This is a genomic window from Nitriliruptor sp., assembly GCF_040882075.1.
Classification (GTDB): domain Bacteria; phylum Actinomycetota; class Nitriliruptoria; order Nitriliruptorales; family Nitriliruptoraceae; genus Nitriliruptor.
On the sequence record NZ_JBBEBZ010000158.1, the window covers coordinates 1 to 15,462 of the forward strand.

A 15,462-nucleotide genomic window follows, 5' to 3' on the forward strand; every position below is an offset into this window, starting at 1 on the left:
GATCGGGACCGACAACGCCGGCGACACCTACACCGACATCGCCGACTGCGACGACAGAGACGACCTGTGCCCCACAGGCACCACCCGTGCAGGGCAGCCAGTCGGCGACGAACCCTGCAACAACCCGCCGGTCGTGCTCCTCTGCCCGGGTGACACCGACAACGCCGGTGAGCCCTACACCAACATCGCCGACTGCAACGACCCGGAGCAGCCGCCGGTCGTCGAGGTCTGCCCCGTAGGCACCGACTTCGAAGGCGAGCCCTACACCGACATCGAGGACTGCGACGACGTCGCGGTGCTGCCGTCGGATCCGATCACGAACGAGCCGGAGCCGGAGCCGACGCCTGGTGGCAACACCCCCGGGCCGGAGGGGCCGCGTCCGACGACGCCGGCGGTGCCTGGCACCAGCGTCGGTGGCGTCACCGTCACCCCGCCCCCGGTTCGACCGGTCCCGGCGGCCGTCCAGGTCGCAGGTGTCGTCCAGGAGCGTCAGCTGCCGATGACCGGTAGCAACGACCTGGCGACGATGCTGCTGCTCGGTCTCCTCGGGATCGGCTTCGGTGCCGGTGCCCTCCGCACGGGACGCTCGCGAGTCAGCTGAACCCGCACGGCCAGCGGCGGCGTCGACCTCACGGTCGGCGCCGCCGCTCCACGTCTCGGCCCCACCGGCGCCGCGAGCTCTGCCCCAGAGCCGCCACCCCACCGCGGGTGACCGCACCGGCGCCGCCGGGACGACCGGCTCACCGCTCAGCGCGGGGCGCAGGGGACCACGGAGGGGGCGACCACCAGGTCGTCCCTCCGTCGCATCCGGGACGCACGTCCTGACCTCGGACCAACCACCCTCCGAGCAGGCGACGGTCCGGCATCCTGAGGGCGGCCACCCGCCCACCACGAGCGCGATCCCCCGAGGTCAACCGTGATACCCGACGCCCAGCAGCAACTCGGAGCCCGTCTCCGCAGCGTGCGCGTGCAGCAGGGGCTGTCGCTCGCCGACGTCGAGCAGCGCTCCGACGGTCGCTGGAAGGCCGTCGTCATCGGCGCCTACGAGCGCGGGCACCGCGCCGTCACCATCGAGCGGCTGGCCGCCCTGGCCACCTTCTACGACGTCCCGATCACCCACCTGCTCCCGGCCCCCGCCTCGGAGGAACCAGGTGGAGCGCGCCCCGCCGGGCTGCTGCTCGACCTCACCCGGCTCGCCGACCACGGCGGCTCCACCGAGCCCGTCGGCGCCGTCGCACGTTTCGCCCGCCGCGTCCAGCTCCAGCGAGGCGACCACGCCGGCCGCGTGCTGAGCCTGCGCGACGCCGACGTGCGCACGATCGCGCTGTCCGCCGGGGTCGAGCCGGACACGCTCCACGACCAGCTCCGCGGGCACGGTCTGCTCAGCGCGACCGCCTGACCTCGCCTGACCTCGCCTGACCTCGCCTGACCTCGCCGTCCGGCAGGCTCAGCCGCGGACGACCAACCGCCAGGCCTCACGGTCGACGAACCCCGCGGCCGCGTAGGCGGCCAGCGCCGGGGGGTTGTCGGCCCGCACGTGTAGCGAGATGGCACGGTCCCGAGGCCCCTCGACCATCGCCCCACGCACCGCGGCGGCGACCGCAGCGCGACCGAGCCCGGCGGCCCGGACCTGCGGATCGGCCACGATCCCGGCCAGCTGCACGCCCCACCGGCGGCTCGACACGGACCGTTCGAGCTTGAGGACGGGGTCACCGATCGGGCCGACGCACCACACCAGGCCCTGGCGGACGGTCTGCTCGAGCCGCTGGCGGTAGCCGCGCTCCCCCACCCGGCCCGGATGCGGCCCGAACCGGTCGTCGACGTGGAGACGGACCGCGAGGGCAGCCAGCTTCGGCAGGTCCGCCGCCTCGGCTCGGCGCAGGCCCGGGTCGGGCACCGCCGCAGCGTCAGGCACCCGGTCGGCGTCGACCATGAGGTAGCGCTGGTCGTGGACGATCAGCTGCGGATCGTCCGCGACGCCGGCCAGCAGCGCATCACCGGCCGCCACGTCGCCGACCATCAGCCGCCACCGGCGCGTCGGCGGGCCGGCCTCGGCGATGGCCTCGGGGTCGCCGCACGGGACCACCAGCCGTCCGGGGAAGACCACGGTCATCGCCCACCGGTCGTCGTCCGCGGCCAGACGCAGCGGGTCCGCGCCGAACGACTCGATCGCCGACAGCGCGAACATGTGGCGGGCCGCCCCACCGGCGGGTGCAGGCCAGGCCGCGAGCCGCGCCGCGACGGTCTCGAGCTCGCCTGGACCGACGCGGCGCCAGCGCAGTCGCCGCCTCATCCAGCGAGCGGGAGGCCCGGGTCGACCGCGAGGTCGAGCGCGGAGGTGCGGCCAGCGGCGAACAGGTTCGATCCGGCGGCGGCCACCATGGCGCCGTTGTCGGTGCACAGCGGGATCGACGGGACGGTCAGCTGGACGCCGACCTGCTCGCACCGCTCGGCCATCATCGACCGCAGCCGCGTGTTGGCGGCCACGCCCCCCGCCATCACCAGTCGTTCGAGCCCCTGGTCCTTGGCGGCAGCCAGCGTCTTGTCGACCTGCACGTCGACGATCGCCTCCTGGAAGGACGCGGCGACGTCGGCGAGGTTCGGTTCGATCCCCGCCGCCTCGAGCCGCCTCAGCTCACGGACGACGGCGGTCTTCAGACCCGACAGCGACACGTCGTAGCCGGGGTTCTTGGCCATCGCCCGGGGGAAGTGGAACGCCTTCGGGTTCCCGCTCCGAGCCAGCCGGTCGATCTCCGGACCGCCGGGGTAGCCGAGCCCCATGAACCGGGCGATCTTGTCGAACGCCTCCCCCGCGGCGTCGTCGATGGTCGCCCCGAGCTGGCGGAAGCCACCCTCGGCGTCGGCCGCCACGATGGAGGTGTGCCCGCCGGAGACCACCAGCGCGGCGAGCGGGAACTCGAGGTCCCCGTGCTCGAGCTGTGCCACCTCGACGTGGGCACGCAGGTGGTTGACCCCGATCAGCGGCAGGTCGTGGGCGAGCGCGAGCCCCTTGGCGGCCGCCACACCGACGAGCAGCGCGCCGATCAGGCCCGGACCGTGCGTCACGGCGATGGCGTCCACGTCGGAGATGCCGACGCCAGCTTCGACGAGCGCGTGGTCGATGGTCGGCAGGAGCTGCTGGAGGTGGGCGCGAGCCGCCACCTCGGGCACGACCCCGCCGTAGGGGGCGTGGAGGTCGACCTGCGAGGCGATGACGTTGGCGCGCAGCGTCAGGCGGTCCTCGACGATGCCGACGGCGGTCTCGTCGCAGGAGGTCTCGATACCGAGCACGATCACGACAGATCCCTCCGCCACATCAGCACGGCATCTTCACCGTCCGGGTAGTAGCCCGGTCGACGACCCTCGTCGACGAAGCCGAGCTGACGGTACAGCGACCGGGCTGCCGCGTTGCCCGGCCGGACCTCCAGGGTGGCCCCGGTCGCGCCGCGGTCCCGCAGCCGCGCTTGGAGCTCGGCCAGCAGCATCGAGGCGATCCCGGCCCGACGCCGTGAGGGTGCGACCGCCACGTCCGCGATGTGACCATCGTCGGCCTGCAGCAGCCCGATCGCGACCCCGACCACCGTGCCCGGGTCGGCCACGACCTCGTCGGCCGGTGCGCGGGCGACGAGGCAGACGTGGTCGTCGGCCCGCAGCGCCGCCTCGAGCAGCCGACGGGTGGAGGCTCCGAGGTCGGGCAGGGCGAGGATGGCCTCGGCATCGTCGGCCGTGGCGAGATGGATCGTCACGCTCATCCGGCGGCCTCGCCGCCCTGCAGCCGGCCGCGGGCCTGCCAACCGATCGCCGCGTCCGGGTGGCGCAGGTACAGCGGACGGAGCTGGTCGGGCCGGACGGTCTCCTCCCGGATGAACCGCGGGTGGGCCAGCTCGGCGAGGTCCGACGCGTCCGGCCAGCTCGGGGCAGCCACGTCGGCCACCCGGTCGAGGGTCTCGCGGCAACCGAGCGGGGCGTCGCCGACGACCAGGCACGGCTCGCCGAGCGACTCGAGCTCGGCGGCGAGGGCTTCGGAGGTGCCGAGCCGGTGCTCGCCGATGAGTTGGACCCCGCCGGGAGAGGGTCGGTAGAGCGCCCAGAACAGCTCGCCGCGGCGGGCGTCGATGGCGGCGCAGATGACGCGGCGCGTGTGGCGGGCGCGGAAGGCGAGCACGTCGAGCCCGCTGACGCCGACCGTCGGCAGCTCAAGGGCGGCCGCGAACGTCTGGGCGGTCGCCAGCCCGACGCGGAGGCCCGTGTAGAGGCCGGGGCCGATCCCGACCGCGACCCCGTTGATCCTGTCCACCTGCGTGCCGGCCTGGTCGAGGCAGAAGCGCAACGCGGGGGCGAGGAACTCGCCGTGACGGCGGGGCAGGCCGAGGGATGCCGAGCTCAGCACCCGTTCGCCGTCCACGAGCGCCACCGACGAGCGGGAGGTCGACGATTCGATCGCGAGCACCAGCATCAGCGTTCCCCTCCGTCGACCGTGACGGTCGGATCCGCATCGAACTCGGCGGCGACGGCGGCGACCCGCTCCGCGGTCCGGCCCGCGAGGCGAACCACGATGGACCGGTCCGCGCCCTCCGGGACGTCCTCGTCCACATCGGAACCGCCGGGCGAAGACTGGTCAGACCCCTGGCCATCGGTCCCATCGGTCCCATCGGTCCCGTCGGCCCCATCGGGCGCGGGGGCGCGCAGGTCGATGTCCCAGCGATCCGCGGGCAGGAGGGTCGCGACCGCGTCACCCCACTCGATGAAGGTCACCACGTCGGGGGCGAGCACCTCGTCACCGAGCTCGAGCAGGTCGCCGAGCCGGTCGAGCCGGTAGACGTCGCAGTGGACGATCGGCAGCCGGCCGGCGTACTGCCTGACCAGCACGAACGTCGGCGAGGTGACGGTCCGCTCGACGCCGAGTTCGGCCGCGGCGCCCTGGACGAAGCAGGTCTTGCCGGCTCCGAGCTCACCCGACAGGGCGACGACGTCGCCGGGTTCGAGGTGGCGGGCGACGGCCGCAGCGACGGCGCGGGTGCCCTCCGGCCCGGTGGTGCGCAGGCGGAACTCGCGGACCGTGCCCATCCCACCTCCGAGGCTCGACCGACGTGACCAGTGTCGCCCGGAGATCAGACCGCTCCGACCTCACGACGCGACCGCAGGTCCGCCAGGGTCTCGGCGCCGGTGCGCAGCCGCCCGTCGAGCACCGCCTTGGCCACCGCGAGGTCGCGCTGGAGCGAGCGGGCGGCCTTCGGCACGCCCCGCACCACGTCGGTCGGGTGGTAGGTCGGCACCAGGGTGATCCCCTGGAGGACGTCGAGACGGTACCCGGCGACGCGCTCGATGGGGACGCGACGGCCGAGCAGGACCGCGGTCGCGGTCGCACCGAGGGCGACGATCACGCGAGGTTCGACGAGTTCGACCTGGGCGAGCAGGTGGGGCATGCAGGTGGCGATCTCGGTCGCCGTGGGGGCCCGGTCGTCCTCGGGGCGGCAGCGGACCACCGAGGTCAGGTGCACGTCGGTCCGCAGGACCCCGGCGTCGAGCATGGCGTTGTCGAGGACGTTGGCGGCCGCGCCGGCGAAGGGGCGCCCCTGGAGGTCCTCGTGACGGCGCGGGACGTCGCCGACGATCATCAGGTCGGCGTCGACCGGCCCCTCGGAGGTGACGGGGCGCCCGCGACCTCGGTGGAGCCCACAGGCGCGGCAGCCGTCGATGCGACGATCGAGTTCACGCAGGGTGCGGAGCGGCGGGAGCCCGGCCGTCACCGGAGGGACCGCCGCGGGATGCCGATCGGTATCCGTGCTGGTCAGGGGGGGTCCGAAGCTGGTCACACCGGGTCCTCTCGCCAAGGTCCTCTGGAGGCACCATCCGCCGTGGAGACGTTCCCGCACGTCCCACGGCCGGCGACCCCGTGTCGTCAGCTCCCTGTTGGCGGACGGTAGGGCGGCCATATGGCCGCCCCCCAATCCGCAGCCGGTGAGCGCGCACGCGTCCCGGAGACCGCGCGGTCCGGGCCTGGCGTGGTGCCGGTGGACCGGGGAGCGGGGAGCGGGGAAGCGGGGGGCGGGAGCGGTGGTCCGGGAGCAGCAGTGGGGGGGGCCCCCAAGCCCCCCCCCCCCCCCCACCACTCGCGACCGAAGTGCTACGCGCCGTGCGTCCACGGCCTCGTCGACCTCGTCCGGCCTGCTTCAGCCGAACGGATCGTCGAGTCTGTGCCGTTGACCTGCGTCGCCTGGTGCTGTGGCGAGGTCAGCGCGGTCCACGGCGACCGACCAGCTGCAGAGGCAGCCGGCTTCGCCGAGGAGGTGCGGAGGAGGCTGCCACCGAAGGCCAGCGCCATGAGGGCCGTGACCAGCAGGGTCAGCATGGAGGGACCGGTCCGGGGCAGCTGCTGCTGGACAGCAGCGCGCTGCGCGACGGTGGTCGGGACCTGTTCGGTCACGACACCGCGAACGACGGTTCCGTCGTCGGTGTCACCGTCTTCGATGACCACGACCTGATCGACGTCATCGACACCGTTGTCGGTGTCGGGGTCGTCGGGGTTCGTGACGTCGACGCCGCCGACGGTGGTGTCGATGACGCAGACACCGTCCACGAACGTCGTCCCAGTCGGACAGACGACCGGCGGGACGCAGACACCGTTTCGGAGCGTCGTGCCCGGAGGGCACTCGACGACGCCACCGGTCTGGATGCAGTCGGTGTCGATGGTGACGGTCTCACCGTTGTCGTCCCAGAAGTTGGGCAGACCCGTACCGGTCAGGTAGTCGCTCTCCGGACCGACGAGGTAGATGGTGATATCCATCGAACCATCGTTGTGGTCCTCAGCGAACACCGCAGGCAGCTCCTCCCACTCCAACGACGTGGGCTGATCAGCACCCTCCAGGTAGACCATCTCGTAGGTCAGACCCTCGGGCCCGTTCACGACAGCGTGGAAGCTGCCGCACTGGTTGGTCCGCTCGATCTCGAAGCAGTCAGCACCGTCGAAGTCGTTGGCGTCCAACCACTCCTTGATCGACTGCCCCGCCGGCCGCTGGCTCGGGTCACAGAAGTCCGTCTCGCCACCGGCTTCGCAGCCATCGATCGGGACGATCTCGGACCACCCAGTCTCGGTCGTCGGGGGCGTCGCGGAGCCAGTCGGTCGTGGTGACCTTCTTGAACTCGTACGAGAGTTCTTCACACTCGCCCGGAGTCGGGTCGTCTGAACCGTGGTTGTCCGCAGCTGCGGGTGAGATGAGCCCGAGCATCAGTAGGAAGGTGGTGAAGACCACCCCGAGGAGTCGTAGCCCTCTTGGTGGGGCCGCCCTGGAGGCGGACCCCTTCGTCGTAGTTCGCATGAAGGACCTCTTCGGTAGCGAGTCACGACCCTCGGGGGGCCGCGACATCTCTGTCGTCGGTCCAGGGTCGGTCTCGCCACTCGCTCGCTCTAGACCTGGGTGGGCTCCTCACCTCACCCGGGCGACCGTGTCGGTCCAGAGGTCCATGCGTCCCCGGTTCTGTTGCCCGCCCCGCTGGCTTCTCAACTGGAGCTACGACCCATAGAACGACGCACCGTCACCCTGAGCAATGCCGCCATCACGGCCCGTGGGCCTCCAGGAGCCCGCAGACGACGGGAGTCCCCCCTGGCCCACGAGAACGTCCCGCCATCACCGGGATCGAAGTCCCTGGTACCCCCGTCCGTGGGGGCGGCCTCCCTGCACCACTGGACCCGACAGCGCGCGCGTACACCGCGCCCCGCTCATCCGGCCCGAGCACGCTTTGGAGGACCAGATCCGTTCCGAACCGCTCTCCGGACGGGTCTAGCTGTGGTCTAGCTGAGGTAGAGGGTCAGGGATCAGAGGCGCTCGACGTGCTCAGCGGCGGACCAGGCGCTCCCTCGCTACCTCGATCCAGCGCTCGAAGGTCTCCGCCGGGACGAAGGCCAGGTAGAGTGTCACCGCCACGGTGGAGAAGAACCCGACGGCCATCGTCGCCTCGATCCCGAGGTGCAGGAACACCCCGGCGATCAACACGTACGGCCGCGCCCGCCGGTTCCAGATCAGGGTCGCGAGCGCCACCTCGATCACCAGCGTCGAGTACGTCAGCACGTTGGTCATCAGCAGCGAGTCGTAGACCGGCAGCGGGATCCCGAAGCGGGCCAGGTCGGTGATGCGCCAGGCATCGGCGAGGGCCGTCCCGTCCAGCCACGGCACGCCGCGGAGCTTCTCGAACGAGCTGAACAGGTAGACGAACACGAGCTGTAGCTGGAGCAGCCGCAGGCCCCAGGGTGCGGCGTGCGGGATCTCCCACGCTCGGTCCGGGTGGCGCCGCCACCGATCGACCGACAACGCCGCCCCCGCCGGGGTCAGGGCCAGCAGCAGCGTCGCGTGGCGCAGCAGGGCGTCACCGGAGTTCATCATGTACGGGTCGCGACGCCCGATGGACAGCAGCAGCACGAAGCTGAGGACGGTCGCGACCCGCGTCCAGAGCCCGACCGCGACGGCCAGACCGGCCGGGATCAGCAGCGCGACGACCGTGATCGCGGCGGCGTCCGTGCCCCAGAGCTGGAACAGGCTCCACCGCAGCCGGACCGGTGTGACCTGCGGGAACACCGCGTCGACGCCGAGGAACGCCCGAGCGTCCGGGAGCAGGGACAGGCCCCACACGGTGATGATCAGCCCGAGGACGATACGCAGCAGCGCCAACGGCGCCACCGACCGCGGCTCGTACCAGAACCGGTCCCACGCGCTCGGCCGGCGAGCGGGCTCCGCCTCGATCGCGGCCTCAGCGGGACCGGAGACGGCGCTCACCCGCGTCCCTCCCCGCCGTCGGCCGCCGCGGTGACCGACCGCAGCAGCAGCTCGTGCTCGTACGGCGGATCACGATCGGCTGGCAGCCCGGACCCGGGGCGCGGTTGCCGGTAGGTGTCGCGGTACAGCCGTACCTCGGTGATCGGCGGCGCGTCCGGGTCCTCGAACCGGGCCCGCAGGTGGGTGATCGCGCCCCGGTGCAGCCTCGAGGCGTCCCGGTCGACCACGTTGTTGGCCCACTTGCGCCAGCGGTAGGTGCGGTAGACGCCGAGGTAGCGGTCGCCGACGGGCGGGGTCCACTCGGAGACCGACCCGTCGGCGCGTTCGATCTCAGCCCGTAGCCGGAGCGTGGTGCTCCGCGGCGTCGGGGCGAACAGCGCCCAGTTCTGGCTGAGGCCGGTCACGTCGGTGATCGGCCGCTCGATGGTCCGCAGCCGCTCGCGGAGCTCGGAGGACGGCAGGCTCGACACGAACATCGACCCGATCAGCAGCACCGCCACCACATCGAGGAGGCGGCGCACCACCGGGTTCCAGGCCAGGACCGGCCGCGAGGACCAGGGGGCGCGCCACGGTGATGAGCCCGGTCGCGAGGCAGCGGGGACCGCGTCGGCAATGGTCCGACCAGTGGTCTCGTGCTCGGTCTCGGGACGAGGAGCCTGGTCGGGCGCGTCGGGTGGCGTCCCCCCGTTCACGGCCTGCCGCCTCCCTCGCGGGCACGGCGGGCCTCGGCGGCGACCAACGGGCCACGACGGGCCGCCTCGGCCACCGCGTCGGCAGCGAGCGCGGCCACGAGGTCCACACTGGCTTCGACGCGGCCGGTCGCCAGGCAGAACAGCGCGTCGCCATCGGCCTCGGTGTGGGCGGGCCGGATCGCCCGGGCCGTGCCGGAGTGGCCCAGGTCGGCGACCCGGTGGGCCTCGCGCTTGTCGAGCTTCGCGTCCGTGACGATGACCCCGATGACGGTGTTGCTGGTCGGACCACCGGACCCCTGACCGGCGAAGTGCTGCCCACCGAACGGGTAGCGCGGCTCGTCCTCGGGCGCGTCGCTGCGTGCGATCCAGGTCCCGTCCTCGGCCATCACCTCGCCGACGGCGTTGTTGGCCACGATCGCGCCGACCGTGACCCCTCCAGCCCGCCGGACCGCGATCCCCTGCCCGCTGGGTCGGCCACGGTCGAGCCCGCTGACCTTGGCGACCGTGCAGCCGGCCCCGACGCCGACCGGCCCCTCCCCCGGGTCCTCGACGTTCGCGGCCAGGCAGGCGGCCTCGCCAGCGGCGGAACCGGGCCGCGAATCCGGGTCGAAGATCGCGCCGTCCAGCACGATGGCAGCGCCGACGATGGGGACCACCGCCTCACCGACGGGGTAGCCGATGCCCTGGGCCTCGAGCCAACGCATCACCCCGTCAGCGGTGGCCAGCCCGAAGGCCGATCCGCCGGAGAGCACGACCGCGTGGCACACCGTGAGCTTGCCGTGGATGCCGAGCGCGGCGGCCTCCCGGGTCCCGGGCGCCGAACCGCGCACCGCGACGGCACCGAGGGTGCCCTCCGGTGGCAGCACGACCGTGCACCCCGACACCCCGGACGGAGCGGTCCAGGTGCCGACCCGGACACCCTCGACTCCCAGCGCCACAGCGACCCTCCCGACGCCGGCGAGCCTACGTCGCAGGGGCCCCGACGTACGTGCGCGGGACCCGCGCCGTCAGCTGCGAGGTGAGCTCGTAGGTGATGGTCCCGAGGTGCGCTGCCCAGTCCTCGACGCGGATGCGTTCGTCACCCTGCTGGCCGAGGAGCACCACCTCGTCGCCGACGGACGGCTCGTCGTCGGCGCACCAGACCAGGATCTGGTCCATGGTCACCGTGCCCGCCATCGGGCGCCGCTGGCCGCCGAGGAGCACCTCGCCGACCCCGGTGAGGCGCCTCGGGACACCGTCGGCGTACCCGATCGGCGCCGTCGCGACCCAGCCATCGGCGGGTGCGGCGAAGCGGTGGCCGTAGGAGATGGGGGTGCCGGCGGGGACGTGTTTGACGTACGTGACCTCGCTGACCAGGGACAACGCGGGTCGAAGGTCGTGATCGGCCGCGTCGACGGCGAGGTCCGGCGACAGCCCGTAGATGCCGATGCCGGGCCGCACCAGGCCGCGGTGCGCCCCCGGGTGCAGCAGGGTCGCGGCGGTGTTGGCCGCGTGGATCCACCTCGGTTCCACACCGAGCTCGGTCGCCAGGGCGAGGAAGCGGTCGAAGCTGGCCAGCTGCTGCGCTGTGGTGTCGCTCTCGGGTTCGTCCGCGCAGGCCAGGTGGGTCATCAGGCCCTCGACCTCGAGGTGGGCCGCGTCGCGGGCCTGCCGCAGGACGGCCTCCCACCCCTCGGGACGGACCCCGACCCGACCCATCCCGGTGTCGGCCTTGACGTGCACCGCCGCCGTCGTCCCGCGCTCGCCAGCCGCCGCGTCGAGCGCCGTCAGGAGCTCGGGCCGGTAGACGGTCGGGGTCAGCCGCTGGTCGAGCAGTTCGCCGACGGCATCGACCGGGGGTTCGGACAGCAGCAGGACGGGCGCGCCGATCCCGGCCGCTCGCAGGTCGCGACCTTCCTCGACCAGCGCGACCCCGAGCCACGTGGCGCCGGCATCCAGCGCCGCCCGCGCCACCGGGACGGCGCCGTGGCCGTAGGCGTCCGCCTTGACGACCGCGCACACCTCGCTGTCGGCGGCGGCACCCAGGGTGCGGACGTTGTGACGCACGGCATCGAGGTCGACCACGATCGACGACGGGCGCACGGTCGCTCCCCCGGCCGAGGTCGTCGAGCCGCCACGAGGCTGCGCCGAGCCGGTGCGACGGTCCGCCGTGCTGCTGCGGCGGTCCGCCGTGCTGCTGCGACGGTCCGCCGTGCTGCTGCGCCGGTCCGCCGTGCTGCTGCGCCGGTCCGGCGCGCCGGTGGGCGGTGGGGTCCGGCCGGTCACGTCGGCCACCTCCGCAGGTCGAGGTCGCCGAGGACGGAGGGCAGCGCGGCGAGCAGGTCGGTCGCCGTCGCGCGGCCGGCACGGTCGGCTCCGCAGCGTCGGCCGGCGGCAGCGTGCCACCACACGGCCCGTGCCGTCGCCAAGGGGACGTCGTCGGCCCTGGCGATGGCGGCGGCGACGATCCCGGCGAGCGCGTCGCCGGTCCCGCCGCTGCCGAGCGCGGGGCCGCCCTCCGGGCAGACCCAGACCCTCCCGTCCGGTGCCGCGACGATCGTTCCCGGGCCCTTGGCCACGACGGTGGCGCGGTAGCGGGCGGCCAGCTCGGGGACGCGCTCGACGCGCGATGCCCACGCGTCAGGACCGTCCTGACCTGCACCGATGCGGGCCAGCTCGCGTTCGTGGGGGGTCAGGACGAGCTCTCCGGCGTGCTCCGCCAGCGCCTCTGGATCGTCGCGGTGGACGTTCAGCGCGTCCGCATCGAGGACCAGCCGCGGCGCCCGCGATCGGAGCTCGGCGACCAGCGCCGGCGCCCCCGGTCCGTGGCCGAGACCGGGGCCGGCCACGACCACGTCCACCCCGTCGAGGTCCGGCAGACCCTCGGCACCAGCCACCTCGCCGTCGTCGGAGGCCGGCAGACCGCGGACCATCACCCCCGCGTCGGTGCGTGCTGCCACCTCGGCTCGGACCGACTCGGGGACGGCGACGGTGACCAGGCCCGCGCCGGCTCGGAGCGCTCCGGTGGCGGTCAGGCTCGCCGCGCCGGAGGTGCCGACCGCACCCGCGACCGCCAGGACCACACCGCGAGCACGCTTGTCGGCGTCCACCGCCAGTTCGGGCGGCCGGGCACCCTCGGGCGTCAGCGCCCACCACGAGGTGGGACCGGGGTCGTAGCGCGGCCCGAGGTCGCCGACCACGACGCGGCCGACGTGGGCGGCCCCCGGGTGCAGAAGCAGGCCGCGCTTGCGGGCCCCGAACGTGACGGTGAGGTCGGCACGCACCGCCCCCTCCCCCGCGGCGCCGTCGTCGGCCGACACCCCGGACGGCACGTCGCAGGCAACCACGGGCGTGCCTCGATCGGCGGCCCGCCGGAGCGCAGCGGCACCCTCGGCCGCGGGCCCCCGGGGAGCACCGTGCGCACCGGTGCCGAGCAGACAGTCGACGGCCACGTCGCACCACCCGAGGACGGCATCGAGGTCACCCGTCCCCACCGAGGTGCGTCCGACCGAACGCAGCCAGGCGGTCCGGCCCGCGGTCGTGGCGTCGGAGGTCTCGACCTCGAGCCCATCCACGGCCACGATCCGGACCTGGGCCCCGGCGGCGGTCAGCCGGGGGGCGGCGGTCCACCCGTCACCACCGTTGTCGCCCTTGCCGACGAGCACCGCCACCCGCAGGCCGTACCCACGCCCGGCCAGCCCGAGGACCCCCCGCGCGAGGTGCCCGGCGGCCCGCTCCATGAGCTCGAGCCAGGTGTCACCCGCCGCGACCGCTGCCTCGTCACCTCGCCGTGCCGCAGCCGCGTCGTACAACGGCACCGCCGACGGAAGGGGTACGGACGGCACGCAGCTCCTGACCACTCGAGCGGCCCGAGGGTACTGCCGCACCCCGCGCCGACCACGGTGTCCCGCCCCGCACAACCTCGTCGACCGGTTGGCCGAGCCAACGTCTACCGGTAGGCCAGCAGGGGCATCGGTGCCCCTCAACGTCTACCGGTAAGCCGAACCCGCGTCTACCGGTAAGCCGAACCCGCGTCTACCGGTAAGCCGAACCCGCGTCTACCGGTAGACCAGCGGGGGCAAGGGGGCCCCTCAACGTCTACCGGTAGGCGACGGTCCCCCGGCGGCGGTCGGCCACAGGGTGTTGCATCAACGCATCACCGAACCTACGCTCTGATGCTATGCGGACCACCATCACGCTCGACCCGGACGTCGCCGCGCGGCTCGAACAGCTGCGCGACCGTGACCAGCGGCCCTTCAAGCAGCTGGTCAACGACCTGCTCCGCGCGGGGCTGGTCGGCGATGACGCGGACAGCTCCCCAGGAGGGCCGTACACCACGCCTCGTCGGCTCGGGACACCGCGGTTGTCGGACCTCGACGACATCAGCGACGCGCTCACACTCGCCGAAGGTGACGCGCACCGGTGATCCTGGTCGACGCCAACCTCCTCGTCTACGCCCACGTGTCGTCCTTCCCGCAGCACGAGGCCGCTCGCGGCTGGCTCGAGGAGGAACTCGGTGGCTCCGAGCGCGTCGGCCTCCCCTGGCCGAGCCTGCTCGCCTTCGTGCGTCTGGTGTCCAACCCGAGGGTCTTCAGCGATCCCGAACCGGTCGCCGACGCCTGGTCACAGGTCGAGGCGTGGCTGACGGCGAGCACCGCCTGGACACCCGTCCCCCACGAGGCGGCACCGGGCCACGATCGCCGGCCTCCTCGGGAAGACGACCCTGCGCCCGAACGACGTACCGGACCTGCACCTGGCCGCGTTGGCCCTCGAGCACGGCCTCCGCCTGGCCACCACCGACGCAGGCTTCGCCCGGTTCCAGGAGCTCCGCTGGTTCGACCCGTTGCGTCCGTGACGAGCCTCGCCCCGCCGCCGTCTACCGGTAGGCCAGCGGGGGCACGGAAGCCCCTCACCGTCTACCGGTAGGCCGAGCCAACGTCTACCGGTAGGCCAGCGGGGGCACGGAAGCCCCTCACCGTCTACCGGTAGGCCGAGCCAACGTCTACCGGTAGGCCAGCGGGGGCACAGCTGCCCCTCACGGTCTACCGGTAGGCGGTGCGAGCTACCGGTAGGTCAGCGGGGCAGCGGGGGCAGCGGGTGGCCGCGACCTCACTCGACGGTGACGGTCTTGGCGAGGTTGCGGGGCTGGTCGACGTCCTCACCGCGGGCCGTGGCCACGTGGTAGCTGAACAGCTGCAGCGGCACGACCGACAGGACCGGCCCAGCCAGCTCGTGGGGCGCTTCGGGGAGGGTCAGCACGTCGTCGGCGTGCGCCTTCAGCTCCTCGACCGTCCCCTCGGTCCCGATCGCCAGCACCGAGGCGCCACGGGCCCGGACCTCCTGGATGTTGGACACCATCTTGCCGAAGACGTGCCCGGCGGGCGCCAGCGCGATCACCAGCGAACCCTCCTCGATCAGCGCGATCGGCCCGTGCTTCATCTCGCCGGCGGGGAACGCTTCGGCGTGGAGGTAGCTGATCTCCTTGAGCTTGAGCGCGCCCTCGTACGCGATCGGCAGCCCCGCGTGCCGGCCGATGAACATCGTGTACGGCACGTCCTGGTAGCGCTCGGCGAGCTCGCGGATCTGCCCGTCGAGCTCGAGGACCTGGTCGAGCGCGGCGGGGATGCGTTGGAGCCGCTCGAGGATGTCGGAGATCTCCGAGCCGTACATCCGGCCGCGCAGTTGGGCGAGGTAGAGCCCGAGCAGCAGGCACCCGACGATCTGGGTCGTGAACGCCTTGGTGGAGGCGACGGCGACCTCGGGGCCGGCGTGGGTGTAGAGCACCCCGTCGGCCTCACGCGCCAGGGTCGAGCCCACCACGTTCACCAGCGAGATGACGGGGGCGCGCTGGTTCCGGGCGTGGGTGGCCGCAGCGATCGTGTCGCTGGTCTCGCCCGACTGGGAGATGGCGATCACCAGGGTGTGCTCGGACAGGATCGGATCGCGGTAGCGGAACTCGCTGGCCACCTCGACCTCGACCGGGATGCCCGCCCAGTGCTCGATGGCGAGCTTGCCGACCA

At 73.2% G+C, this 15,462-nt stretch carries 16 protein-coding genes and 2 pseudogenes; 5 read left to right on the forward strand and 13 right to left on the reverse strand.

Going from position 1 to position 15,462, the window contains the following annotated elements; translation table 11 throughout:
* Both WEB03_RS09530 and WEB03_RS09535 read left to right on the forward strand, forming a co-directional pair.
* A pseudogene (locus WEB03_RS09530) lies at positions 1-601 on the forward strand (hypothetical protein); the annotation flags it as partial.
* Between the two features lie 315 nt (positions 602-916).
* Positions 917-1,399 (forward strand): helix-turn-helix domain-containing protein, encoded by a 483-nt coding sequence (locus WEB03_RS09535; protein WP_368070719.1) that lies wholly within the window; start codon positions 917-919, stop codon positions 1,397-1,399.
* 48 nt (positions 1,400-1,447) lie between these two features.
* On the opposite strand, the gene WEB03_RS09540 is transcribed toward WEB03_RS09535, so the two are convergent.
* From WEB03_RS09540 to WEB03_RS09595, 12 genes are all read right to left on the reverse strand, one after another.
* Entirely contained in the window at positions 1,448-2,293 is an 846-nt protein-coding gene (locus WEB03_RS09540) for a GNAT family N-acetyltransferase (protein ID WP_368070720.1), read from the reverse strand.
* A complete protein-coding gene (gene tsaD, locus WEB03_RS09545; protein WP_368070721.1) occupies positions 2,290-3,315 on the reverse strand; it encodes a tRNA (adenosine(37)-N6)-threonylcarbamoyltransferase complex transferase subunit TsaD in 1,026 nt (341 codons plus the stop codon). The genes WEB03_RS09540 and tsaD overlap by 4 nt, the downstream gene beginning before the upstream one ends.
* Positions 3,294-3,752 carry a GNAT family N-acetyltransferase gene (locus tag WEB03_RS09550; protein ID WP_368070722.1) on the reverse strand — a complete coding sequence of 153 codons (459 nt, stop codon included), beginning with the start codon at positions 3,750-3,752 and terminating at the stop codon, positions 3,294-3,296. Before WEB03_RS09550 ends, tsaD begins: the two co-directional genes overlap by 22 nt.
* Positions 3,749-4,456, reverse strand: a complete 708-nt coding sequence (gene tsaB, locus WEB03_RS09555; RefSeq protein ID WP_368070723.1) for a tRNA (adenosine(37)-N6)-threonylcarbamoyltransferase complex dimerization subunit type 1 TsaB — start codon at positions 4,454-4,456, stop codon at positions 3,749-3,751. Before tsaB ends, WEB03_RS09550 begins: the two co-directional genes overlap by 4 nt.
* Complete coding sequence (gene tsaE / locus WEB03_RS09560; protein ID WP_368070724.1) at positions 4,456-5,067, reverse strand: tRNA (adenosine(37)-N6)-threonylcarbamoyltransferase complex ATPase subunit type 1 TsaE; 612 nt, start codon at positions 5,065-5,067, stop codon at positions 4,456-4,458. Before tsaE ends, tsaB begins: the two co-directional genes overlap by 1 nt.
* A 44-nt stretch (positions 5,068-5,111) precedes the next feature.
* A complete protein-coding gene (locus tag WEB03_RS09565; protein ID WP_368070725.1) occupies positions 5,112-5,816 on the reverse strand; it encodes a uracil-DNA glycosylase in 705 nt (234 codons plus the stop codon).
* 311 nt (positions 5,817-6,127) lie between these two features.
* Positions 6,128-6,985: an EB domain-containing protein gene (locus WEB03_RS09570; RefSeq protein ID WP_368070726.1), complete on the reverse strand. Its 858-nt coding sequence runs from the start codon at positions 6,983-6,985 to the stop codon at positions 6,128-6,130.
* A gap of 850 nt (positions 6,986-7,835) precedes the next feature.
* A complete protein-coding gene (locus WEB03_RS09575; RefSeq protein WP_368070727.1) occupies positions 7,836-8,771 on the reverse strand; it encodes an HTTM domain-containing protein in 936 nt (311 codons plus the stop codon).
* Positions 8,768-9,292 (reverse strand): hypothetical protein, encoded by a 525-nt coding sequence (locus WEB03_RS09580; protein ID WP_368070728.1) that lies wholly within the window; start codon positions 9,290-9,292, stop codon positions 8,768-8,770. The genes WEB03_RS09575 and WEB03_RS09580 overlap by 4 nt, the downstream gene beginning before the upstream one ends.
* A gap of 167 nt (positions 9,293-9,459) precedes the next feature.
* On the reverse strand, positions 9,460-10,401 hold the full coding sequence (locus WEB03_RS09585) for a P1 family peptidase (RefSeq protein WP_368070729.1): 942 nt from the start codon (positions 10,399-10,401) through the stop codon (positions 9,460-9,462).
* Between the two features lie 25 nt (positions 10,402-10,426).
* On the reverse strand, positions 10,427-11,545 hold the full coding sequence (alr, locus tag WEB03_RS09590) for an alanine racemase (RefSeq protein ID WP_368070730.1): 1,119 nt from the start codon (positions 11,543-11,545) through the stop codon (positions 10,427-10,429).
* A 179-nt stretch (positions 11,546-11,724) separates the two neighbouring features.
* On the reverse strand, positions 11,725-13,287 hold the full coding sequence (locus WEB03_RS09595; RefSeq protein WP_368070731.1) for an NAD(P)H-hydrate dehydratase: 1,563 nt from the start codon (positions 13,285-13,287) through the stop codon (positions 11,725-11,727).
* A 335-nt stretch (positions 13,288-13,622) separates the two neighbouring features.
* Between WEB03_RS09595 and WEB03_RS09600 the strand changes: the two genes are divergently transcribed.
* The 3 genes and pseudogenes from WEB03_RS09600 to WEB03_RS09610 all read left to right on the forward strand — a co-directional run bounded on the left by WEB03_RS09600 (position 13,623) and on the right by WEB03_RS09610 (position 14,297).
* Positions 13,623-13,868, forward strand: coding sequence for a hypothetical protein (locus WEB03_RS09600; protein ID WP_368070732.1), 246 nt, complete (start codon positions 13,623-13,625; stop codon positions 13,866-13,868).
* Between the two features lie 35 nt (positions 13,869-13,903).
* Positions 13,904-14,038 (forward strand): annotated as a pseudogene (locus tag WEB03_RS09605) (VapC toxin family PIN domain ribonuclease); the annotation flags it as partial.
* A gap of 127 nt (positions 14,039-14,165) precedes the next feature.
* On the forward strand, positions 14,166-14,297 hold the full coding sequence (locus WEB03_RS09610; protein ID WP_368070734.1) for a hypothetical protein: 132 nt from the start codon (positions 14,166-14,168) through the stop codon (positions 14,295-14,297).
* A gap of 254 nt (positions 14,298-14,551) precedes the next feature.
* Here the strand turns inward: WEB03_RS09610 and WEB03_RS09615 are convergent.
* On the reverse strand, positions 14,552-15,462 hold a 911-nt coding region (locus WEB03_RS09615; RefSeq protein ID WP_368070733.1), incomplete at its 5' end, for an isomerizing glutamine--fructose-6-phosphate transaminase.